Source organism: Rhizobium sp. BK316 (assembly GCF_014193695.1).
In the GTDB taxonomy this organism is placed as follows: domain Bacteria; phylum Pseudomonadota; class Alphaproteobacteria; order Rhizobiales; family Rhizobiaceae; genus Rhizobium.
The window spans coordinates 750,611-772,062 of record NZ_JACHZR010000002.1; the positions used below are offsets into that span (position 1 = coordinate 750,611).

The 21,452-nt window shown below is 61.8% G+C and carries 19 protein-coding genes; 13 read left to right on the forward strand and 6 right to left on the reverse strand.

Annotated features, from left to right (window positions below; all coding sequences use genetic code 11):
• Nucleotides 1-47: 47 nt before the first annotated feature.
• On the reverse strand, nucleotides 48-1,262 hold the full coding sequence (locus FHT87_RS12235) for an MFS transporter (protein WP_183802135.1): 1,215 nt from the start codon (nucleotides 1,260-1,262) through the stop codon (nucleotides 48-50).
• A gap of 35 nt (nucleotides 1,263-1,297) precedes the next feature.
• Between FHT87_RS12235 and FHT87_RS12240 the strand changes: the two genes are divergently transcribed.
• The 3 genes from FHT87_RS12240 (at nucleotide 1,298) to FHT87_RS12250 (ending at nucleotide 5,349) form a co-directional block, all read left to right on the forward strand.
• Nucleotides 1,298-1,486, forward strand: coding sequence for a hypothetical protein (locus FHT87_RS12240; RefSeq protein ID WP_183802138.1), 189 nt, complete (start codon nucleotides 1,298-1,300; stop codon nucleotides 1,484-1,486).
• A 195-nt stretch (nucleotides 1,487-1,681) separates the two neighbouring features.
• Nucleotides 1,682-4,588, forward strand: coding sequence for an isoleucine--tRNA ligase (ileS, locus tag FHT87_RS12245; protein WP_183802141.1), 2,907 nt, complete (start codon nucleotides 1,682-1,684; stop codon nucleotides 4,586-4,588).
• Nucleotides 4,589-4,719: 131 nt separating this feature from the next.
• Nucleotides 4,720-5,349: a hypothetical protein gene (locus tag FHT87_RS12250; protein WP_183728983.1), complete on the forward strand. Its 630-nt coding sequence runs from the start codon at nucleotides 4,720-4,722 to the stop codon at nucleotides 5,347-5,349.
• Between the two features lie 15 nt (nucleotides 5,350-5,364).
• On the opposite strand, the gene FHT87_RS12255 is transcribed toward FHT87_RS12250, so the two are convergent.
• Entirely contained in the window at nucleotides 5,365-5,640 is a 276-nt protein-coding gene (locus FHT87_RS12255) for a hypothetical protein (RefSeq protein ID WP_183802144.1), read from the reverse strand.
• Between the two features lie 26 nt (nucleotides 5,641-5,666).
• Complete coding sequence (locus FHT87_RS12260) at nucleotides 5,667-6,104, reverse strand: nucleoside deaminase (RefSeq protein ID WP_183802683.1); 438 nt, start codon at nucleotides 6,102-6,104, stop codon at nucleotides 5,667-5,669.
• 91 nt (nucleotides 6,105-6,195) lie between these two features.
• Between FHT87_RS12260 and FHT87_RS12265 the strand changes: the two genes are divergently transcribed.
• Genes FHT87_RS12265 through FHT87_RS12275 form a run of 3 tightly spaced genes read left to right on the forward strand, consistent with a single transcriptional unit; the run spans nucleotide 6,196 to nucleotide 9,619 of the window.
• Nucleotides 6,196-8,175: a pseudouridine synthase gene (locus FHT87_RS12265; RefSeq protein ID WP_183802147.1), complete on the forward strand. Its 1,980-nt coding sequence runs from the start codon at nucleotides 6,196-6,198 to the stop codon at nucleotides 8,173-8,175.
• Nucleotides 8,156-8,716 carry a 16S rRNA (guanine(966)-N(2))-methyltransferase RsmD gene (gene rsmD, locus FHT87_RS12270; RefSeq protein ID WP_183728991.1) on the forward strand — a complete coding sequence of 187 codons (561 nt, stop codon included), beginning with the start codon at nucleotides 8,156-8,158 and terminating at the stop codon, nucleotides 8,714-8,716. Before FHT87_RS12265 ends, rsmD begins: the two co-directional genes overlap by 20 nt.
• Nucleotides 8,717-8,737: 21 nt before the next feature.
• The gene (locus FHT87_RS12275; RefSeq protein WP_183802150.1) at nucleotides 8,738-9,619 is read left to right on the forward strand and encodes a patatin-like phospholipase family protein; all 882 of its coding nucleotides are present in this window, start codon (nucleotides 8,738-8,740) and stop codon (nucleotides 9,617-9,619) included.
• A 21-nt stretch (nucleotides 9,620-9,640) separates the two neighbouring features.
• On the opposite strand, the gene FHT87_RS12280 is transcribed toward FHT87_RS12275, so the two are convergent.
• A complete protein-coding gene (locus FHT87_RS12280) occupies nucleotides 9,641-11,452 on the reverse strand; it encodes a monovalent cation:proton antiporter-2 (CPA2) family protein (RefSeq protein WP_183802153.1) in 1,812 nt (603 codons plus the stop codon).
• Nucleotides 11,453-11,567: 115 nt separating this feature from the next.
• On the opposite strand from FHT87_RS12280, the gene FHT87_RS12285 reads away from it, so the two are divergent.
• From FHT87_RS12285 to lpxK, 6 genes are all read left to right on the forward strand, one after another.
• Complete coding sequence (locus FHT87_RS12285; RefSeq protein ID WP_183729001.1) at nucleotides 11,568-12,917, forward strand: TldD/PmbA family protein; 1,350 nt, start codon at nucleotides 11,568-11,570, stop codon at nucleotides 12,915-12,917.
• A gap of 16 nt (nucleotides 12,918-12,933) precedes the next feature.
• Nucleotides 12,934-13,740: a 3'(2'),5'-bisphosphate nucleotidase CysQ gene (locus FHT87_RS12290; protein WP_183802156.1), complete on the forward strand. Its 807-nt coding sequence runs from the start codon at nucleotides 12,934-12,936 to the stop codon at nucleotides 13,738-13,740.
• Nucleotides 13,741-13,802: 62 nt separating this feature from the next.
• Entirely contained in the window at nucleotides 13,803-14,051 is a 249-nt protein-coding gene (locus tag FHT87_RS12295) for a DUF4170 domain-containing protein (protein WP_183729006.1), read from the forward strand.
• A 167-nt stretch (nucleotides 14,052-14,218) separates the two neighbouring features.
• Nucleotides 14,219-15,538: a lipid IV(A) 3-deoxy-D-manno-octulosonic acid transferase gene (waaA, locus tag FHT87_RS12300; RefSeq protein WP_183802159.1), complete on the forward strand. Its 1,320-nt coding sequence runs from the start codon at nucleotides 14,219-14,221 to the stop codon at nucleotides 15,536-15,538.
• 9 nt (nucleotides 15,539-15,547) lie between these two features.
• The gene (locus FHT87_RS12305) at nucleotides 15,548-16,270 is read left to right on the forward strand and encodes an HAD family hydrolase (RefSeq protein WP_183729012.1); all 723 of its coding nucleotides are present in this window, start codon (nucleotides 15,548-15,550) and stop codon (nucleotides 16,268-16,270) included.
• Nucleotides 16,271-16,374: 104 nt separating this feature from the next.
• The gene (gene lpxK, locus FHT87_RS12310; protein ID WP_183802162.1) at nucleotides 16,375-17,418 is read left to right on the forward strand and encodes a tetraacyldisaccharide 4'-kinase; all 1,044 of its coding nucleotides are present in this window, start codon (nucleotides 16,375-16,377) and stop codon (nucleotides 17,416-17,418) included.
• Here the strand turns inward: lpxK and FHT87_RS12315 are convergent.
• Nucleotides 17,415-17,642: a DUF2093 domain-containing protein gene (locus tag FHT87_RS12315; RefSeq protein ID WP_132652478.1), complete on the reverse strand. Its 228-nt coding sequence runs from the start codon at nucleotides 17,640-17,642 to the stop codon at nucleotides 17,415-17,417. The genes lpxK and FHT87_RS12315 overlap by 4 nt on opposite strands.
• Nucleotides 17,643-17,709: 67 nt before the next feature.
• Nucleotides 17,710-19,524: a DNA mismatch repair endonuclease MutL gene (gene mutL, locus FHT87_RS12320; protein ID WP_183802165.1), complete on the reverse strand. Its 1,815-nt coding sequence runs from the start codon at nucleotides 19,522-19,524 to the stop codon at nucleotides 17,710-17,712.
• 183 nt (nucleotides 19,525-19,707) lie between these two features.
• On the opposite strand from mutL, the gene FHT87_RS12325 reads away from it, so the two are divergent.
• Nucleotides 19,708-21,420 carry a response regulator gene (locus tag FHT87_RS12325; protein WP_183802168.1) on the forward strand — a complete coding sequence of 571 codons (1,713 nt, stop codon included), beginning with the start codon at nucleotides 19,708-19,710 and terminating at the stop codon, nucleotides 21,418-21,420.
• Nucleotides 21,421-21,452: the final 32 nt, after the last annotated feature.

The window sequence follows — 21,452 nt, forward strand, 5'->3', positions numbered from 1 at the left end:
GCGCTTGAGTGTTTTGCGTTCGGAATTGCGTAAAGACAAAGAAATGCTCAGGCCGTGCCGAGCGCGGGCTGTGATTTCTGGCGCGGCAATGGCGGGAATGCGAGCGCGATCGCCGCCGCACCGAGCCCGACCAGCGCGGAGCCGATGAACAGCCACGAGTAGTTGGCATAGGTGTCATAGATCCAGCCACCGACCAGTGGGCCGAAGGCCATGCCGATACTGGAGAGCATTGTCGCCGCCCCGAACACCGTGCCGATGACGCGCGGTCCGAAATATTCACGCGCCAGCACGGCATAGAGTGGCATCACCCCGCCATAGGCGCTGCCGAAGATGACGGCGAGCGCATAGAACTCCCCGAGCTTGCTGACGGCAAGATAGGTGGCAAGGGCCGCCGCCTGCACCAGCAGGCCTGCGATGATGACCGGCTTCACGCCGATCCGGTCCGCCAGCGTGCCGCAAAGCAGGCGCCCGCCGAGGCCAGCGAGGCCTTCAACACTGTAGATGCTGACGGCAGCCATCGGGGCGACGCCGCAGAACGTTGCGTAGCTCACCATATGGAAGATCGGTCCGGAATGGGCGGCGCAGCAGGCGAAGAAGGTCAGCCCGAGCACGATGAATTGCGGCGAGCGGAAAACCATCCACAGATTGGGGGCACTGCCATCGGCTGACACGATGGCCTCATGCGTATCCTGCGGCGGCGACGGGCGCCGACGCACGAGAAGTGCTGCCGGGATCATCAGGATGAGCGCACCGATGCCGATGATCATCATCGCCGGGCGCCATTCATATGATGTGATCAGCCAGCGCGCGAAGGGCGAGATCGTCATCGGCGCAACACCCATGCCCGCCGAAACCAAGGAGACGGCAAGGCCGCGGTTTTCGTCGAACCACTCCGTCGTCGCGGCGATCATAGGTGCGAAAAAAGCGCTGGCCGAAAGCCCGACCAACACGCCATAGGTCAGTTGGAACTGCAGGAGCGTTTCTGCACGGCTCGCCAGCATCAGCGCCAGCCCGAGGATCACGGAGCCGATCAGCACCACCGGGCGCGGTCCGTACCGGTCGCTGGCTGCCCCCCAGAAGAAGCCGCCTATGCCCATGACGATGAAATTCAGCGTCATGGCGCTGGCGATGCCGGCATGCGACCAGCCGGTCGCGTCGGCGATCGGTTGCTGGAAAATTGCGAGAGAAAACATGGCGCCGAGAGCAACGCACGTCATCAGTGCGCCGGCCGCGACGATAACCCAACGATAGGAACTGCTCATATCCTCATCACTCCTTGCGGGCGGGTTTGATCGGCATGATGAATTTCCCATGCCTGCGAGTCAAAGACGTTCGGGCAATCCGGAATTCGACAGGCGCTTTGGATTTTTTGTATCGGGAGCAACAAAATCGCAGCCATCGCATGTTGCGGGCGTTTGCCGACCTGTCGCTGGCGGGCATCCTTCGTGAAGCCGAGGGACTGAAATCCCTCTTCCTTTTCCGCTGAAAAGCGCCTATGAACCGGCGCTATGAGTAAATTCCGGCTGGCGCATTCGATACGAATTATCGGCCCGGTCTTCCGCGCGCGCTGAGCGGCCGGAAGGTCCGGGTTTTTGGCGCTTGGCTTGCGCGAGCGCTTTCCGTCACCACAGATTTCATATCCGCGTGCCCTTGTCCGGGCCGCCAGAAGCGATTGTCACACATGACCGACACAGCCGAAAAGATCGATTACTCGAAGACCCTCTACCTGCCCGAAACGGATTTTCCGATGCGCGCCGGCCTGCCGCAGAAGGAGCCGGAACTCGTTGCCCGCTGGCAGCAGATGGACCTCTACAAGAAGCTTCGCGCTTCCGCCGCCGGCCGGGAAAAGTTCGTCCTGCACGACGGCCCGCCCTATGCCAACGGCAACATCCATATCGGCCACGCGCTGAACAAGATCCTCAAGGATGTCATCACCCGCTCCTTCCAGATGCGCGGTTACGACTCCAATTACGTTCCCGGCTGGGACTGCCACGGCCTGCCGATCGAATGGAAGATCGAGGAAGAGAACTATCGCGCCAAGGGCAAGGCCAAGCCTGACTTGACCGAGCCGTCGGCGATGATCGAATTCCGCCGCGAATGCCGCGCCTATGCCGAAAAATGGATCGCCATCCAGGGCGGCGAATTCCAGCGCCTCGGCATTGTTGGCGATTTCGAAAACCCGTATCTGACGATGAACTTCCATGCGGAAAGCCGTATCGCCGGCGAACTGCTGAAGATCGCCAGGAGCGGCCAGCTCTACCGCGGCTCAAAGCCGATCATGTGGTCGGTCGTCGAGCGCACTGCGCTCGCGGAAGCCGAAGTCGAATATCATGACTATGAGAGCGACACGATCTGGGTGAAATTCCCGGTCGCAAAGGGCTCTGATGGCCTCAAGGACGCCTTCGTCGTCATCTGGACCACCACTCCCTGGACGATCCCCGGCAACCGGGCGATCGCCTATTCGTCGCGCGTGGCATACGGCCTTTACGAAGTGACGGCCGCCGAGAACGATTTCGGCCCGCGTCCGGGCGAAAAGCTTGTTTTCGCCGACAAGCTCGCCGAAGAATCCTTCGCCAAGGCAAAGCTGCGGTACAAGCGTCTCGCTGACGTCACGGCTGCCGACCTCGCCGGCGTCAATTGCGCCCATCCGCTAAAGGGTCTCGACGGCGGCTATGAATTTGCGGTGCCGCTGCTCGATGGCGACCACGTCACCGACGATGCCGGTACCGGCTTCGTTCATACGGCGCCCAGCCACGGCCGCGAGGACTTTGACGTCTGGATGGCACATGGCCGCGAGATCGAGGCACGCGGCATCGAGACCAAGATCCCGTTCCCGGTTGACGATGGCGGCTTCTACACGGCTGACGCCCCCGGCTTCGAAGGCGCGCGCGTCATCGACGACAACGGCAAGAAGGGCGATGCCAACGACCGCGTCATCAAGGCGCTGATCGAGCGCAATGCGCTCTTTGCCCGCGGCCGCCTGAAGCATCAGTATCCGCATTCCTGGCGCTCCAAGAAGCCGGTCATCTTCCGCAACACGCCGCAGTGGTTCGTCTATATGGACAAGACGCTGACGGATGGAACGACGCTGCGCACCCGGGCGCTGAAGGCGATCGACGATACGCGCTTCGTGCCCGCCGCCGGCCAGAACCGTCTGCGCGCCATGATCGAGCAGCGCCCGGACTGGGTTCTGTCCCGTCAGCGCGCCTGGGGCGTGCCGATCTGCGTCTTCGTCGATGAGCATGGCGACGTGCTGCAGGACGATGCCGTCAACCAGCGTATCCTCGATGCTTTCGACGCCGAAGGCGCCGATGCCTGGTTTGCCGAAGGCGCCAAGGAACGTTTCCTCGGCAACGAGCATGACCCGGCCAAGTGGTCGCAGGTCATGGACATTCTGGACGTCTGGTTCGACTCGGGCTCGACGCACACCTTCACGCTGGAAGACCGCCCCGACCTGAAATGGCCGGCCGACGTCTATCTGGAAGGTTCGGACCAGCATCGCGGCTGGTTCCATTCCTCGCTGCTGGAATCGGCTGCGACGCGTGGCCGTGCGCCCTATAACGCCGTTATCACCCATGGTTTCACCATGGACGAGAAGGGCGAGAAGATGTCGAAGTCCAAGGGCAATGTCGTCTCTCCGCAGGAAGTGATGAAGGATGCCGGCGCCGATATCCTGCGTCTGTGGGTCATGACGACGGATTATTGGGACGACCAGCGCCTCGGCAAGACGATCATCCAGACCAATGTCGATGCTTACCGCAAGCTGCGCAACACCATCCGCTGGATGCTCGGCACGCTGGCGCACGACAAGGGCGAAGTTATCGCATCAGCCGATCTGCCGGAGCTGGAACAGCTGATGTTGCATCGTCTGTCCGAGCTCGATCAGCTCGTACGCGAAGGTTATGACGCCTTCGAGTTCAAGAAGATCGCCCGGGCATTGATCGACTTCGCCAATGTCGAGCTCTCGGCCTTCTACTTCGACATCCGCAAGGATGCGCTCTACTGCGATGCGCCCTCCAGCCTTCGCCGCCGCTCGGCGCTTTATGTCATCCGCACGATCTTCGATTGCATGGTGACATGGCTTGCGCCGATGCTGCCCTTCACCATGGAAGAGGCCTGGCTCTCGCGCAATCCGTCGGCTGTCTCTGTGCATCTGGAGCAGTTCGCCCCGGTCGCCAAGGAGTGGCGCAACGAGGCTCTTGCCGAAAAGTGGAAGAAGATCCGCGCGATCCGCAGCGTCGTGACCGGCGCGCTCGAAATCGAGCGCAAGGACAAGCGCATCGGCTCGTCGCTGGAAGCGGCACCCGTGGTCTACGTTGCCGATGCGGAACTCCGCAAGGCGCTCGAAGGGCAGGATTTCAGCGAAGTCTGCATCACCTCGGGTATCGCAGTCGAGGCGAACGTTGGCCCGGCCGACGCCTTCCGTCTGTCGGAAGTGCCTGAAGTTGCGGTCGTGCCGAAGCTTGCCGAAGGCGTGAAATGCGCTCGTTCCTGGCGCATCACCACTGATGTCGGCTCCGATCCGGATTATCCCGACGTCTCGGCGCGTGATGCTGCGGCCCTGCGCGAACTCGGCATCCATGCCTGAAGATATTTACCGGGTGAATTGCCTTTGCGGCGTTCATCCGGTAAAAGCTGCCTGAAAATGGCCGGATTTTTGCGTCAGGGGGACGATTGTCCGGTGGGCATTACTGATTCCGGCATGCGGGAAGGGTTTTCATGTTAGCGACGCATTGGTTCCGTTTGGGCGCCTGCCTGTCTCTTGTGATGGCAGCAAGCTCCACGATGTCCGGCTGCGCCAGCAGCCCGACCTACGGCACCGACAAGACCGCCATGGAGCAGCTTGCCGACGACCTCGGCCAGTCCGTTTCGCTGACCGGTCCCGGTCCCAAGAATACCGGCGTGAAATACACCCCGCGCCCGACGCTCGTCATGCCCGCGCAAGACCAGAAGGAGACCCTCGTTCAGCCGCAGGAAACGGTGGCCAACAAGGATAATCCTCAGTGGGTTGAATCGCCGGAAGAGGCCCGTGCGCGCCTCGTCAAGGAAGCCGATGAAAATTCGGACAATCCGAGCTATCGTTCGCCGCTCGCAAGTTCCGCCATCGAAGGCGGTCGCCAGACGACCGAAGCCCAGACCAAGGCTTATCGCGAAGCGCGCGCCCTGCAGAAGGGTGCCTATATCGACCAGCGCCGCTACATTTCCGATCCGCCGACCGAATATCGCGCCGTCGACGATCCGGCAAAGCTCGATGACCTCGGCACGCCGGAGCAGAAGAAGGCCAAGCAGCGCAAGAAAGATGCCGCAGTCGCAAACAGCGGCACCAAGTGGTGGCAGATCCTTCAGTAAGATCGCGTGAAACAACTAGCGGCGCGACGTTGTGAACCAGCGTTGCGTCAGCGTGATATGCAGAAGCTGGCAGGCCAGAAAGATGCCGCTCATCAAGGCGATGTTTGTATTGCGCGCCCGGCCGCTCAGCAGGATCGCGGCCAAAACGACGGCAGCCAGCGCCGGAATGAAGGCGAAAGCGATTGCTCGCGGCGCCGTCCAGTTCACCTTTCCCGTCAGCGACCATTGCATCGGCAGCTTCGCCACATCGGGCGCGATGGTCCGGTTGGCATAAGCGGCAAGAACGCTCATGAGTATGACGGTTCCTATAGCGATGATCACGGCAGGTCTCTCTTTTCGGAAAAGAATGCCCGCAGCATATCTGCGGATTCGGTCTCGTTGAAGCCGGAATAGACGTCCGGCGCGTGATGGCAGGTCGGCTGTGCAAAGAAGCGCACGCCATTATCTACCGCACCGCCCTTCGGGTCTTCCGCCCCGTAATAGAGCCTGCGGATGCGGGCGAAGGAAATGGCGGCCGCACACATGGTGCACGGCTCCAGGGTGACATAGAGATCGGCGCCGGCAAGCCGCTCCTGGCCGAGCTTGTCCGAGGCCATGCGGATGGCGGCGATCTCGGCATGGGCGGTGACGTCGTTGAGCTCCCGCGTACGGTTTCCGGAAGCAGCGACCGGGATGCCATCGACGACGACGACGGCGCCGATCGGCACTTCGCCGCGCTCTCCGGCGGCGCGCGCTTCTTCAAGTGCCATCTCCATAAATCGATTTGTCTTCACGTTCGCAAGAATTTCCACTTAACCGCAGGTGCATGACCTGATAGACAGGCCGGAAAAGGCAGGCAAACAACAAATGACACCCAAAGACAAGCCAAAACGCCCAGGCATCAAGGCTCCCCCGCGCGAAGCCCGGTCAAAAAGCGGCCCGAAGACCGGCGGCGAGAAGCCGTTCAAGGCTGCGGTCGGGAAAGCCGCTGCGAGCGAAGCGGATGGCGACAGCAAGGCGGAACGCATCTCCAAGGTGATGGCACGCGCCGGCGTCGCCTCCCGTCGCGATATCGAACGCATGATCATGGACGGCCGCGTCACGCTGAACGGCAGGCTCCTGGACACGCCCGTCGTCAACGTAACGCTCGAAGACAAGATCGAGGTCGATGGCGTGCCGATCCGTGGCATCGAGCGCACGCGCCTCTGGCTCTATCATAAGCCGCCGGGCCTCGTGACGACGAATTCCGATCCCGAGGGACGCGCGACCGTCTTCGACAATCTGCCGGAAGAGCTTCCGCGCGTCATGTCGATCGGCCGTCTCGACATCAATACCGAAGGCCTGCTGCTGCTCACCAATGATGGCGGTCTCGCTCGCGCGCTGGAACTGCCGACCACCGGCTGGCTGCGCCGCTACCGCGTGCGTGCGCATGGCGATATCGATCAGGATGCGCTGGACAAGCTGAAAGAGGGCATTGCTGTCGACGGCGTCCTCTATGGCTCCATCGAAGCGACGCTCGACCGCACGCAAGGATCCAACGTCTGGATTACCATGGGTCTGCGCGAAGGCAAGAACCGCGAAATCAAGAACGTGCTCGGCGCGCTTGGTCTCGAGGTCAACCGTCTGATCCGCATTTCCTACGGCCCCTTCCAGCTCGGTGAACTGCCCGAGGGGCATGTCATCGAGGTGCGCGGCCGTACGCTGCGCGACCAGCTCGGCCCGCGCCTGATCGAAGATGCCAAGGCGAATTTCGATGCGCCGCTCTATAATGCGCCTGCCGTTGCCGCCGAAGAGGCTGAGGAACCGGCAACGCCCGAGCGCCGCGAGCGTCCGCGTCGCGACGAAGACAAGCGCGAACGTGCGCTGAGTCGCCTCGACACCAAGCGCGACGACCGCCGGGATAATCGTAAGAACGATCGTAGAGATGATCGCCGCGCAGACGACCGCCATAGCGATGAAGATCGTCCGAAGCGCCCGGCTCTCGGCAGCCGGCGCAACGCCAATGTGTGGATGGCGCCTGGCGCTCGCCCACTCGGTGAGAAGGCTGCGGCCAAGGCCGCCAAGAACGCCCAGACCGCGCGCCGTCGCGGTGAAACGGCTCCGGTGAAGGACCCCCGCTTCGATCGCGCAGCCGATCGGCCGCGTGCGCAGATCAATCGCGTCCACGAAGAGGATGGCGAGTGGATCCGCTCCAGCGAGACGCCTCGCAAGCGCGACGAGGATGAGGGTTCCGACCGCAAGCGTTCTTTTGGCGACAAGCCGCGTTCCTTCCGCGATCGTTCGCGCGAGGAAGGCGGTGAACGTTCTTCCCGCCCAGCCAGAAGCTTCGGCGGCGAAGGCCGCTCCGATCGTCCGCGTGGCGACAGACCCTTTGGCGACAAGCCCCGCGGCGAACGTCGTCCGCGCACGGAAGGCGAAGAGGGCTCCCGTCCTTTCCGCAGCCGCTCGCGTGATGAAGGCGGCGAACGCTCTTCCCGCCCGGCCAGAAGCTTCGGCGGCGAAGGCCGCTCGGAGCGTCCCCGTGGCGACAAATCCTTCGGCGACAAGCCGCGTGGCGAACGTCGTCCACGGACCGAGGGAGAAGAGCGTCCGCGTTCTTTCCGTGATCGTCCGCGTGAGGAAGGTGGCGAACGCTCTCAGCGTCCGGCGAGGAGCTTTGGCGGCGAAGGCCGCTCCGAGCGCCCGCGCGGCGACAAGCCATTCGGGGATAAGCCTCGTGGCGCAAAGAGTTTCTCCGGCAAGCCGAAGGGCGATCGGCCGGGTGGTGGCGGCAAGCCGAGTGGCGGGCCGTCCAGAGGTGGTGCGAAAGGTAAGGGAATGACGCGCGGTGCGGATCGTCGGCGGTGAGTTTCGCGGACGGCCGCTTGCCGTACCAAAATCCAACGACATCAGGCCTACTGCGGACCGGACGCGTGAGAGCCTGTTCAACATTCTGAGCCATGCCTATCCGGAATGCATCGATGGCACCCGGATTCTCGATCTTTTCGCCGGTACCGGGGCTGTCGGCCTCGAAGCCGTCTCGCGCGGCTGTCGCCATGCGCTGTTCGTTGAAAACAGCGTGGAGGGTAGGGCGCTTCTCTGGGAAAACATCGATGCGCTCGGTCTGCACGGCCGCACGCGTATCCTGCGTCGCGATGCGACCGATCTCGGCAGTGTCGGCAATCTCGAACCGTTCGACATGCTTTTCGCCGACCCGCCCTATGGCAAGGGTCTGGGCGAGAGGGCGCTTGCGGCTGCTGCCGACGGTGGCTGGCTGAAGCCTGGCGCGATCGTCGTTCTGGAAGAGCGCGCGGAGGTTGCCGTTTCGGTTCATCCCTCCTATGTTTTCCTCGAAAGCCGAATATTCGGCGACACCAGAGTGCATTTCTTCCGGTATCAGCCGCAGTAGCCGGCGCGTTGGGAGTAGATCGTGCCGCAGGCGGAAATCATCAGTCCGAAATCGCCTGCGATCAGCGATCTCCCGACGGTGGCCGTCGCCTTCGGCGGCGGCGGTGCCCGCGGACTCTCGCATATCCACATCATCGAAACGCTGGATGAACTCGGCATTCGCCCAGTGGCGATATCAGGCTCGTCCATCGGCGCCATCATGGGCTCCGGCATGGCCGCCGGCATGTCCGGCGCGGAAATTCGCGAACATGCGCTGGCGACAGTGGGCAACAAGGCCGCCGTCGTCAGCCGCATCTGGGGGCTGCGCCCGACGACCGTGCGCGATGCCGTGGCCAAGGGCATCCGCATCGGCCAGTTCAATCTCGAACGTATCCTGAAAGCCTTCCTGCCGTCGGAGCTTCCCCAGAAATTCGAGGATCTCCTGGTGCCGATGAAGGTGATCACCACGGATTATTACGGTCAGGCCGAGGTGATAATCGAGCATGGCCAGCTCTTTCCGGCGCTCGCTGCATCATCCGCCATTCCCGCCGTCTTCATGCCGGTGAGACTGCATGGGCGGGTCATGATCGATGGCGGCATCGCTAATCCCGTGCCTTACGAATGCCTGATGGACCTTGCCGATATCGTCATCGGCATCGATGTCGTCGGCGCACCCGAAGGCGACGGCACCCATATCCCGAACCGCATGGAAAGCATCTTCGGCTCAGGGCAATTGATGATGCAGGCGGCGATTTCCCTGAAACTGAAGCTCCTGCGGCCGCACATCTTCCTGCGTCCCACGGTGGGCCGTACCGGCGTCATGGATTTCCTGAAAGCGCGCGACGTGCTCGCCATGTCCGTCAGTGTGAAGGAGGAATTGAAATATGCCCTCGATCGGGAAATCGAAGCGCGGTTGAAGCGCTAGTCCGGGATATCGCGCTGAAGTTTAGGCATCGGCCGTCACGTCTGATCTGTTTGCCAGCGGATCGCTGTCGAAAGGATCGGGCGTACGCTTCGGCTTGACCAGCGGTTCCGGCTTGATCGGCGTTGAAAATAAGAGATCTTGTCCCGCCTGCAACCCTTCGGAGACCTGCAGTACCAGCCGCGCCTCGTCGCGCTTGCGGATGTCCTCGCCGATCTCATAGGCATCGACTTCGGCAACGCCAAGCGCTTCCAGCGTGCGCCGGCCGAACAGCAGGCCGGATTCGAGCGTTTCGCGCAGCTCGTAATCGACGCCCTTGTTGCGCAGTTCGATGGAGTGAATGCGGTCATAGGAACGAACGAAGAGTGTCGTGTGGGGATAATCGGCCTGTACCAGCTCGACTACCTTGTCGGTAATCTCTTTCTTCTGCGTGCAGACGAGCACGATCTTCGCCCTGTCGATACCCGCCGAGCGCAGCACGTCCTTACGGGTGCCATCGCCGAAATAGATGCGGAAACCGAAGGACGATGCCTGCCGGATACGGTCGGCGGAAAAGTCGATGACGGTGACGCTGCGGCCGCCGGCGAGCAGGATCTGCGCGGCGATCTGGCCGAAACGCGAGAAGCCGACCATCAGCACATCCGCACCGGCTCCCTCAAAATCCTCGTCCAGTTCCTCATGCTCGTCTCCCGTCAGCATCCGCTTGGAAAGGGCAGACCCCAGCGGGGTCAGCGCCATGGAAAGGGTGACGATCGCAACAAGCAGTGAGGCGGTGCTGCTTGGCATCAAGCCGCTGACGGCTGCCGCGGTGAAGAGGACGAAGCCGAATTCGCCGCCCTGCGGCAGCAGGAAGGCGATGCGCACGGCATCATCATGCGAGGAGCGTGCCAGGCGGCAGAGCGCATAGATGATCAGCGCCTTCACGGCCATGATAACGGGCACGGCGATGATGATGAAGAGTGCGTTGTCGATGAGGACCTGGAGTTCGAGCGACAGGCCGACGGCAATGAAGAAGATGGCGAGCAGCACGCCACGGAAGGGTTCGATATCGGCTTCCAGTTCATGGCGATAGGAGGATTCCGCCAGCATGACGCCGGAAAGGAAGGCGCCCATCGCCATTGAAAGCCCGGCAAGCTGCATTAGGCTCGCCGATCCCATGACGACGAAAAGGGCTGCTGCGATCATCGCCTCGCGTGCACCGGTGCGGGCGATCACTTGGAAGAGTGGTGTCAGCAGGTATCGGCCCATGACGATCATCGCACCGACCGCTGCGACGGATATGCTAAAATCGATCAACGGGTCGCCGCTGCCCTTGTCACTGTCGAGAATGGTGACGACAGCCAGAAGCGGCACGATCGCAAGATCCTGGAACAGCAGCATGGAGAAGGAGCGCTGCCCGTAACGGGTGTTCACGTCGCCATCGCCTTCGAGGATCTGCATGGCGAAGGCCGTGGAGGAAAGTGCCAGCCCGAAGCCGGCGACGATGCTGCCGCGCCATTCGAGCACGCCGGAGGCCCAGGCAAGTGCCGTCAACGCCAGACCCGTCACCACCACCTGCGCCGTACCGAGACCGAAGATGTCGCGGCGCATCTGCCAGAGGCGCGATGGTTTCAGCTCAAGCCCGATGATGAAGAGCAGGAAGACGACGCCGAGTTCTGCGACATTGAGGATCTGTTCGCCATCGGTGATGCCGTGAAAGATCGGCCCGATGACGATGCCCGCCGCCAGATAACCGAGAACCGTGCCGAGCCCGAGCTTCTTGAAAATCGGTGCGGCAACGACCGCGCCGCCGAGCAGCAGGATCATTTCGGTGAAAAGCGCGTTGGGTGCGGACATGCTTCATTTCTTTCGGGTGGCGGGGCAAGCAGGCAGCCAGGAAAAGAATCGGCATCCACGGCCTTGATGCTTTCGGGAGTGCACAATAAATGGAACTGGAAGGAAAGGCCAAATCATGTCCTCTGAAATCGATTCCTCGACACTTCTTTCCCGTGCAAGTCAATTGATCGATCTGGCGAAAAAGGCAGGTGCCGATGCTGCCGACGCCGTCGTCGTCCGCTCGCGTGCGCAATCGGTCAGCGTTCGCTTAGGCAAGGTCGAAGGAACCGAGTCTTCCGAAAGCGACGACTTTTCGCTGCGTGTCTTCGTCGGCAAGCGGGTGGCAAGCGTTTCCGCCAATCCGGGTTTCGACCTCACGGCGCTGGCAGAACGCGCCGTCGCCATGGCCAAGGTCTCGCCGGAAGATCCATTCGCCTGCCTCGCCGATGAGAACCGGCTGGCAAAAACCTATCCCGATCTGCAGCTTCTCGACACGACCGAGGTTGGTGCCGATCAGTTGCGGGAGGCGGCTCTTGCTGCCGAAGCCGCAGCACTTGCAGTCAAAGGTGTCACCAATTCCTCCGGCGCTGGCGCCTCTGCCGGCATGGGCGGGCTCGTGCTCGCCACCTCGCATGGCTTCGAAGGCAGCTATATGGCTTCGCGCTTCGGCAACTCCGTCAGCGTGATCGCCGGTGAGGGCACCGGCATGGAACGCGACTACGATTTCGACAGCCGCCTCTATTATTCCGAGCTGGACGATCCTGCCGAAATCGGCCGCCGGGCCGGCGAGCGCGCTATCAAACGCGTCAATCCCAGGCAGGTGCCGACCGGCAAGGGCATCACCGTCATCTTTGATCCCCGCATTGCCCGTGGTTTCGTCGGCCATATCGCCGGCGCCATCAATGGAGCGTCCGTTGCCCGCAAGACGAGCTTTCTGCGTGACAAGATGGGTGAGCAGGTTCTGAAGGCCGGCCTGTCGATCACGGACGATCCACTGATCGTGCGTGGCCCGTCCTCGCGTCCCTTCGACGGCGAAGGTGTATCGGGCGAACGGCTCGTGATGATCGAGGACGGCGTGCTTAAGCACTGGTTCCTGTCCACCTCCACCGCAAATGAAATCGGCGGGTTCGAAACCAACGGCCGCGGCGTACGCGGCGGCACGTCGGTTACACCCGCCTCCACCAATCTGGCGCTGGAGCCTGGCGACATTTCGCCCGAAGAATTGATCCGCAGCGTCGGCAACGGCTTCTACGTGACCGAGCTGATCGGCCAGGGCGTCAACATGATAACCGGCGAATATAGCCGAGGCGCGACTGGTTTCTGGATCGAGAACGGCGAACTCACCTTCCCGGTATCGGAGGTGACGATCGCATCGAACCTCAAGGACATGTTCATGCGGCTGACGCTCGCCAACGACATCGACCGCAAGTTCGGTGTGGCGGCTCCGACCTTCGCCATTGAAGGCATGACGCTTGCCGGCCGCTGACGAACGGATCGACGAGATGAGCGACACGGACAACCGCTGGCAGAGCGATCTTGCACTGATCGCCGATGCTGCAAAACAGGCGGGCGCCGTCGCACTTGGTTTCTTCAACAAGTCACCGGAAGTCTGGTGGAAGAACGAGGAACGCTCGCCCGTCAGCGCCGCCGATTTTGCCGCCAATGAAACGCTCGAAACCATCCTGCGCGGGGCACGGCCGGACTATGGTTGGCTGTCGGAAGAGACGGACGACGATGCCGGCCGCCTGCAATATGATACACTGTTCATTGTCGATCCGATCGATGGCACCAGGGCATTTCTGGCCGGCAAGGACCTCTGGTGCGTGAGCGTCGGCATCGTCCATCGCGGCCGTCCCGTTGCCGGCGTACTCTACGCACCTGCACTGGACGAACTCTACGAGGCAGTGGAAGCCGGTCCGGCGCTGAAAAACGGCAAGCCGATCGCTGTGTCCATGCGCGGTGAAGGCGATATCAGCCAGCTTGCCGTCAGCGAGGAACTGTTCAAGATCCTGCCGGCAGCGGTCCGCGATCGCAGTGAGCGTGTCAAACATATCCCTTCGCTTGCCTACCGTATCGCCATGGTAGCCGATGGACGTCTGGACGCGACATTTGTAGGGCGCAACGCGCACGACTGGGATATTGCCGCTGCCGATCTCATTCTGGATCGCGCCGGTGGCCGCCTTGTGGATCTCTTGGGTCGCTCGGCAACCTATAATAGAGAAAAAATCAGCCACGACGCTCTTTGTGCAACGCCAACAACCCGTCTCCAAGAATATCTGGACTTGCTCACTCAGCTAAGAGACGGTTGACGTTTTCGTCAAAATCCCTCAGATGAGGGGCCGGAGGAGAATAGGCAGAAAAGAGAATAAAAATGACGGACTCCGGCGGTAAAAAGCAGCTCCTGCACCTCGTATTCGGTGGCGAACTCGAAAACCTCGAAGGTATCCAGTTTCGGGATCTCAAGGATCTCGATATTGTCGGTATTTTCCCCGACTATGCTACGGCACTGACGGCCTGGAAGGGCAAGGCGCAACAGACGGTCGACAATGCGCACATGCGTTATTTCATCGTCCACATGCATCGTCTGCTCGACCCGCAGGATACGACTGGGAGCAAGTGAGCCTCGCAGCAATCTGTTGGCCATCCGCTGTCCACAGCGGAGGCTTTTGCGTATCGGTTCCTCGCCGTCGATCGACGCATTCTGGACAAATTAATCGGTCATTGCGGCCGCAACGATAATTAGGGAATTGGATTGATGTCGATCTGCATGGATCGGAGGTCTGCCGAATGAGCTCCCGGATGGCGCGGATCGGTCTGAACGCGTACCGTCTGGCGGGAACTGTGGCGTCGCCGGTCGTCGGCCTCTACATCACCTACCGTACGGCCAAGGGCAAGGAGGACCGTGCCCGCCGGCTGGAACGGTTCGGCTATGCGAGCGCCAACCGGCCGCAAGGCCCGCTTGTTTGGTTCCATGCCGCAAGCGTGGGCGAAACCAATGCCGTCATTCCCCTGATCCGTGAGATTCGCCGCCGTGACATCAACGTCATCCTGACAACCGGCACCATCACCTCGGCAAAGCTTGCCGCCGAACGTCTCGGCGACGAAGCGATCCATCAATATGTACCGCTCGACCTGAAGCCCGCCGTCGGTCGTTTCCTCGATTACTGGCAGCCGGATTGTGCCATTATCGCCGAGTCCGAGATCTGGCCCGCGACCGTGCTGGAACTCGGCCGTCGCCGCATTCCGCAGATCCTCGTCAATGCCCGCATGTCGGATCGTTCCTTCGCCCGCTGGCGCCGCCGTCCGGCGATTGCCGAGGCGCTGTTTGAAAATCTGGCGCTCGTGATTGCCCAATCTGATTTGGATGCCGAGCGTTTCCGCGATCTCGGCGCCGTACCGGTCATCACCTCAGGCAATCTCAAGGTCGATACGGACGCGCCGCCCTATGATAGCGCTGTCTTCGCCCGCTACAAGAAGCAGATCGGCGACCGCAAGACATGGGCGGCGATCTCCACCTTCGACGGCGAGGAGAATGCTGCCGGAATCGTTCATCGGGCGCTCCGCGACCGCGACAGGCAATTGACGATCATCGTGCCGCGGCATCCCGAGCGCGGTGACGAGATCGAGGCCGCCCTCGTCAAGCAGGGACTGAAGGTCGCTCGCCGTACGCGCGATGATGTACTTTCTCCCGATATCGATATCTTCCTCGGCGATACGATCGGCGAGATGGGCCTTTATCTGCGCCTGACGGAAGTCGCCTTCGTCGGTCGCTCGCTTTTTGCCGAAGGCGGCCAGAACCCACTGGAGCCGGCGATGCTCGGCTGTGCCATCCTTTCGGGCGGCAACGTGCAGAACTTCCGCGAGGCCTATCAGAAGCTCGCCCGCAGCGGCAGCGCCCGCATGGTGCGCGATACCGAGATGCTGGCGAAGGGCGTGCACTATCTGCTGACCAATGATGAGGCGCGGGGCAATATGATCCAGGCTGGCATTGCCACCGTGCACGAAATGCGCGGCGCGCTCACCGCCACCCTGAAGGGACTGGAGCCCTATATCAATCCGCTGACGGTCAAGGCGCGCCTGCTGCCGAAGGCCGTGGCGCAGGCTTGAGGAGCTGTCATGTCGGCAGAGGTGAAGATCAAGGGCATCCTCTTCGACAAGGACGGTACGCTGCTCGATTATGACGAAAGCTGGCTGCCGGTGAACCGCGAACTGGCCCGCATCGCCGCCGAAGGCGACACAGCTCTGGCCGACCATCTGCTTGCCACATGCGGAATGGATCCCGTGACGGGTCATATCGTTCCCGACAGCCTGCTTGCCGCCGGCAATACCCGTCAGATCGCCGAAGGCCTCGTCGCTGCCGGCTCGAAGGTCGAGGTCATCGAGTTGACGATCAAGCTCGACGATCTCTTCGCCAATGCCGCCGAATTCTCCGTGCCGGTCACCGATCTCTCGGTCTTCTTCGGCCGCCTGCACAAACGCGGTTTCAAGCTCGGCATCGCCTCCAGCGACAACGAACGCTCGATTCGCCAGACGGCCCAGCGTTTTGGTATTTCCAACTATGTCGATTACATCGCCGGTTATGACAGTGGTTTCGGCAGCAAACCGGAGCCCGGCATGGTGCTCGGTTTCTGCGCTGCGACCGGCCTGTCGCCGGAAGAGGTCGCCATTGTCGGCGACAACAACCACGATCTTCATATGGGCAGGAATGCGAAAGTGGGACTGACGATCGCGGTTCTGACAGGCACCGGCTCGCGTGAATCCCTGTCCGGTGCAGCCGATCATGTCTTCGACGACATAACCGGCATCGAGGCCCTGCTGTCGGATCTTCAGCTGGCCTGACGCGCAAAGACTTGCATTTTCATGCGTTTTGGCTTCTCAATCCGCCCGGTCGATTTTGGAGGACCTCGTCATGAAGGGCGGGGCAAGGGAAACAGGACGGCATCATGATATCCGAAGCGCCGCCTTTCTGGTGGAGGCGGGCAGGTTGGCAGGCTTGGATCCTATCGCCCCTTTCTTTCCTCTATGGCCGCGTGGCGGGTTACCGCATGGCCCATGCGCGCCGCGCCTCGGTTCCGATCCCCATCATCTGCGTCGGTAATTTCACCGTCGGCGGCGCTGGCAAGACGCCGACCGCGATTGCGATTGCCCGTGCCGCGAAGGCCAAGGGTCTGAAGCCCGGTTTCCTGAGCCGCGGCCATGGCGGCTCCCTCGATGTGACTGTTGTTGTCGATCCCGCGCACCATCGTGCCGTTGCCGTCGGCGACGAGCCGTTACTGCTGGCGCAGGAAGCATTGACGGTAATCTCCCGCCGGCGTGTCGATGGTGCGGTCAGACTGGTCGAGGAAGGCGCCGATTTCGTTATCATGGATGACGGCTTCCAGAGCGCACGCCTCGCGATCGACTATGCGCTTCTGGTGATCGATGCGACGCGGGGTCTCGGCAATGGCTATATCGTGCCAAGCGGACCGGTGCGTGCACCGGTGGGCCTGCAACTGCGCCAGGCGACCGCACTTCTGAAGGTCGGAGATGGCAATGCGGCCGACCGCATCGTCCGTATCGCAGCCCGCGCGGCAAAGCCCTATTTCACGGCTGCGCTGAAAGTGCCGGGCGAGAACCATCTCGAAGGCCTGAAGGTGCTTGCCTTTGCCGGCATTGCCGATCCCGAGAAATTCTTCCGCACTGTACGTTCGCTCGGCGCAACCATCGAGGTCGCGACCTCCTTCGGCGATCACGAACACCTCAGCGAAGAAGAGATCGACGGTCTCCTGACGACCGCGGACCAGCAGAACCTGACGATCGTCACGACTTCGAAGGACTTCGTGCGCCTTGCAGGCCATCACGGCAAGGCGGAACAACTTGCGGCCCGCTGCCGCGTGGTGGAGGTGGAAATGGCCTTCACAGACCCGCTCGCCCCCGGCCTCATCATCGACCGGGCTTTCGAGGCCTGCCGGGAACGGCGGCTCAAGGAGGCAAAGGCAAAAACTTAGCGTTGGGTCGGCAGAACGCCGGCACGCCGATCGGCTTCGAGCGCCGAGGCGACGTCGGCATAGGGTTCCTGTCGCGCTACGCTCCAGTAGCGAAGCTCGTCGAGCGGGACCTGCTTGCCGGTGAGTGCGCAGACAACATAGGAGCCGGGTGACAGAATCTGGAAGTCGCCGTCGAGATAACGGATCTTCGCTTCGCGGTTCCCGTGTCCTTCGAACAAGTTCATGCGCTCCATTCCCTGTGGTCTGTCATCTGTCTGCCATACTCCCCGAGAGGCAGTTTTGCCAGCTTTTTCAGCTCCGGCCGAACAGCCGCTCGATATCGGCAAGTTTGAGTTCGATATAGGTCGGGCGTCCGTGATTACACTGACCGGAGCCCGGAGTGACTTCCATTTGACGCAAGAGTGCGTTCATTTCTTCCGGCCGCATCCGCCGCCCTGATCGCACTGAGCCATGGCAGGCCATGGTCGCCGCCACATATTCGAGCTTGGCGGAGAGACCGGAGGCCGTATCCCATTCGGCGATCTCGTCGGCAAGCTGGCGGATGAGGCCTGACGCATCCACTTCGCCCAGCATGGCTGGCGTCTCGCGCACGGCAATGGCGCCCGGCCCGAAGCGTTCGATCGCAAGGCCGAGTTCGGAAAGCTCTGCCGCATGTACCATCAGCCGGTCGCAATCCTCCTCGGGAATATCGACGATTTCAGGGATCAGCAGCACCTGTGAGGCGAGCCGCTTGGAATGCAGCGCCTTGCGCATCGCCTCGAACACCAGCCGCTCATGGGCCGCATGCTGATCGACGATGACGATGCCGTCATCCGTCTGGGCAACGATATAGTTTTCATGGATCTGCGCCCTTGCGGCCCCAAGCGGGTAGCGCGCCACCGGTTCGGCGGCGGCTGCCTGCGCTTGCGGTACCGGCTCGAAACCCGGTTCTGAACGCGCCGTCGGGTGGACGAGCCCATCGAAGGAAGCCTGCGGCCGCTCGCCGAAACCGGCAGTCGCCTGGTATGGCCGGGAAGGGGAGGTTGCCGCAGACCACGGCGCCTGCGGCCGCTGCGGTGCTGCCTGGAAGCCGGGGCGGAAGGCGCGCAGCATGTCGCTTGCGCCTGTCGTTGCAGCGCGGCTGCCGTCTCGCGCCAGTGCCTCGCGGACAGCGCCGACGATCAACCCGCGCACCAGTCCCGGATCGCGGAAGCGGACGTCGGATTTTGCCGGATGCACGTTGACGTCCACCAGTGCCGGATCGAGCGTGATCGACAGCACCGCGACCGCATAACGGCCCGCCGGTATTGTTTCGGCATAGGCGCCGCGGATTGCCGAGAGGATGAGTTTGTCCTGCACGGGGCGGCCGTTGACGAAAGCATATTGGTGGGCCGAATTGCCCCGGTTGAAGGTCGGCACGCCGGCAAAGCCGGTCAATTGAACGTCCTCGCGTTCGGCGTCGATGGCGATCGCATTGTCACGGAAATCCTTGCCGAGCACCTGCGCCATGCGCGCCAGATGATCCTCGCCGGTTGCCGGAAATTCCAGCGTCGAACGATCGGGACCCGACAGCACGAAACGCACGCGCGGAAAGGCGATCGCCATGCGTTTGACGATCTCGGTGATGGCCGCCGCTTCCGCCTTCTCCGTTTTCAGGAATTTCAGCCGCGCCGGTGTGGCGAAGAACAGGTCGCGCACTTCGACGATCGTTCCCGGATTGGCCGCTGCCGGGCGCAGATGCACGATCTTGCCGCCGGCAACCGAAATTTCGTTGCCTGCAGCGCTGTCACGTCTGCGGCTCGAAATGCTGAGCCGCGCCACCGAGCCGATCGAGGGCAACGCTTCGCCCCGAAAGCCGAGCGTGCGGATATCGTCTAGCGTATCCGATATCTTCGAGGTGCAGTGCCGCCGCACGGCAAGCTCAAGATCGGTGGCATCCATGCCGGAGCCGTTATCGCTGACACGCAGAAGCGCCTTCCCGCCGCCGGCGGTTGCGATTTCGATGCGCGTGGCGCCCGCATCGAGCGCGTTTTCAATCAGCTCCTTCGCAGCACTCGCCGGCCGTTCGATGACTTCGCCGGCGGCAATCTGGTTGATGAGCGTTTCGGAGAGCTGTCTGATGGCCATGAGCCTATTCTCCAGGATTCGCGGTCCGGAGGAAAGGGTTTTCAGCGGGCCTCGGGCAAGTGCTGGAGGCTTCTCCCCCAAATTTGGGGGTCACTATTGTTAAGCGGCTTTTAAGACAAAAACGGCATTTTATTCATATGCCTCCGAAACTGCGAAAATCGGACAGATGTGGGATGTGAATGAATGAGTGCCGGCTTCGAAAAGGCGGACACATCATCTGCCAGTGACGCGCTGCCGCCTGAGGCTGATCTTCAGACGGTGCTTTTGGACGCGGCATGCGACAGTCTTTCTGCTGCGTTCGTCATCTATGACCGCAACGATCTTCTTATCTTCGCCAGCCGCCAGGTCATGGAATTCTTTCCGGTACCCGGGGATGTGCTGCGGCCGGGTACCCGGCTCCGTGATTTCCTGGGTGCGGTCTACGATACCGGCCTCCGCGAGCAGACCCTTGTGCACCAGGTGGTTTCGCTCAGCCGCGAGGACTGGTTGTCCCAGCGCATCGCCTCCCATTGGCGCGAACGTTTCGAAGCCGTCGAGCGCCACGGTGCCGACCGCTGGGTGCGCTTTTTGAAGCGCCGCCTGCCGAACGGCTACGGCGTGACCATCATCTCCAATATTTCGGAGGCGCGTAAGCGCGAGGAACAGTGGCGCTACGATCTGGAGCGCGTGCAGCTCACCGAGGACATTCTCGACCATTTGCCGTTCCCGCTCTTCGTCAAGGATCGCAACCTCACCTATGTCGCCGTCAACAAGGCCTTCTGCGAGAAATACCAGACGACGGCGGACGAGGTTCTCGGCCGCAAGAGCGGTGATCTGTTTTCGCCTGATATCGCCAAGCGCTTCGAGGAAAGCGACCGCCACGTGCTGGAAACCGGTGAAATGTCGGTCGCCCGCCAACGCCAGATCGCCCGCGACGGCACGGAGCGTGACATTGTCAGCCGCAAGCACAGGATCGGCAAGCCTGGACGTTATTTCCTCGTCTCGACCATGCAGGACCTGCCGCGCGACGGCGGCGATCTCGACGAATTCAATCAGGCCACAGAGATCACCACCTCCAGCAACCAGACCTATCGCCGCGCCTATGTGCCGGTGCCGAACGCATCTCAGCGCCGCGAGCCGGCGGCGATGGAGGCGATCGTTCCGGAAAACTTCTCCGGCCGAAAGATACTTGTCGTCACGGCGGATCTCGCCGCCGAGACTGCCGCGCTACGCACGCTTGCCAAATACGGCTTCGAATCCTGCTCCGTCCGCGGCGAGGACGAGGAAGAAAAGTTCCTCGATATCGCCAGCTGCTCCGGCATCTCGCTTGATCTCCTGATCATCGATAACCAGATGGGCATGCGCTGTCTGGAGCTCGCCGAACGATACGGCATTCCCGCCCTTGTCATGGATGGCTTTCAGATCGCCAACGAGTTGACCTTCCAGATCGCCCGCCACTTCAACCGCAATGGACGCGGCGGCACAGAAGGCGACTGGGAAATCACTACGACTGAAGAAAACGTGGGCCTTCAGGTTCTCGTCGCCGAGGATAACGACATCAACCAGATCGTCTTCACGCAGATCCTCGAAGGTCTCGGCTACCGCCATCGGATCGCGACAACCGGCGAAGAGGTTGTTCGCCTCTGGGCCGAACATCGGCCGCAGATCGTGCTGATGGATATTTCGCTGCCGGTCTTCAACGGCTTTGAAGCCTCGCGCCTCATTCGCCAGATGGAAGAGGGACAGGGCACGCGAACTCCTGTTATCGGTGTGCTGACACAGGCCTTCGAGCGCGATCGGGCTGAATGCGCCAAGGCCGGCATGGATGACGTCATCATGAAACCGGTCAGCCCGGATATCCTTGAAACGGTATTTCAGAAATACCTGATGGACGAGCCGATCGAGGTTCGAAGCTGAATAAAATACAGGTCAACCCCCAGTTTTTGGGA

Bases quoted from the DNA above. Each gene is read 5' to 3' on its own strand.
- mutL (WP_183802165.1), bottom strand. From the start codon at position 19,524: ATGGCCATCAGACAGCTCTCCGAAACGCTCATCAACCAGATTGCCGCC.
- FHT87_RS12280 (WP_183802153.1), bottom strand. From the start codon at position 11,452: ATGTCCGCACCCAACGCGCTTTTCACCGAAATGATCCTGCTGCTCGGC.
- FHT87_RS12240 (WP_183802138.1), top strand. From the start codon at position 1,298: ATGATGAATTTCCCATGCCTGCGAGTCAAAGACGTTCGGGCAATCCGG.
- FHT87_RS12260 (WP_183802683.1), bottom strand. From the start codon at position 6,104: ATGGAGATGGCACTTGAAGAAGCGCGCGCCGCCGGAGAGCGCGGCGAA.
- FHT87_RS12325 (WP_183802168.1), top strand. From the start codon at position 19,708: ATGAGTGCCGGCTTCGAAAAGGCGGACACATCATCTGCCAGTGACGCG.
- ileS (WP_183802141.1), top strand. From the start codon at position 1,682: ATGACCGACACAGCCGAAAAGATCGATTACTCGAAGACCCTCTACCTG.
- lpxK (WP_183802162.1), top strand. From the start codon at position 16,375: ATGATATCCGAAGCGCCGCCTTTCTGGTGGAGGCGGGCAGGTTGGCAG.
- waaA (WP_183802159.1), top strand. From the start codon at position 14,219: ATGAGCTCCCGGATGGCGCGGATCGGTCTGAACGCGTACCGTCTGGCG.
- FHT87_RS12255 (WP_183802144.1), bottom strand. From the start codon at position 5,640: ATGAGCGTTCTTGCCGCTTATGCCAACCGGACCATCGCGCCCGATGTG.
- FHT87_RS12265 (WP_183802147.1), top strand. From the start codon at position 6,196: ATGACACCCAAAGACAAGCCAAAACGCCCAGGCATCAAGGCTCCCCCG.
- FHT87_RS12285 (WP_183729001.1), top strand. From the start codon at position 11,568: ATGTCCTCTGAAATCGATTCCTCGACACTTCTTTCCCGTGCAAGTCAA.
- FHT87_RS12290 (WP_183802156.1), top strand. From the start codon at position 12,934: ATGAGCGACACGGACAACCGCTGGCAGAGCGATCTTGCACTGATCGCC.
- FHT87_RS12305 (WP_183729012.1), top strand. From the start codon at position 15,548: ATGTCGGCAGAGGTGAAGATCAAGGGCATCCTCTTCGACAAGGACGGT.
- FHT87_RS12295 (WP_183729006.1), top strand. From the start codon at position 13,803: ATGACGGACTCCGGCGGTAAAAAGCAGCTCCTGCACCTCGTATTCGGT.
- FHT87_RS12315 (WP_132652478.1), bottom strand. From the start codon at position 17,642: ATGAACTTGTTCGAAGGACACGGGAACCGCGAAGCGAAGATCCGTTAT.
- FHT87_RS12250 (WP_183728983.1), top strand. From the start codon at position 4,720: ATGTTAGCGACGCATTGGTTCCGTTTGGGCGCCTGCCTGTCTCTTGTG.
- FHT87_RS12235 (WP_183802135.1), bottom strand. From the start codon at position 1,262: ATGAGCAGTTCCTATCGTTGGGTTATCGTCGCGGCCGGCGCACTGATG.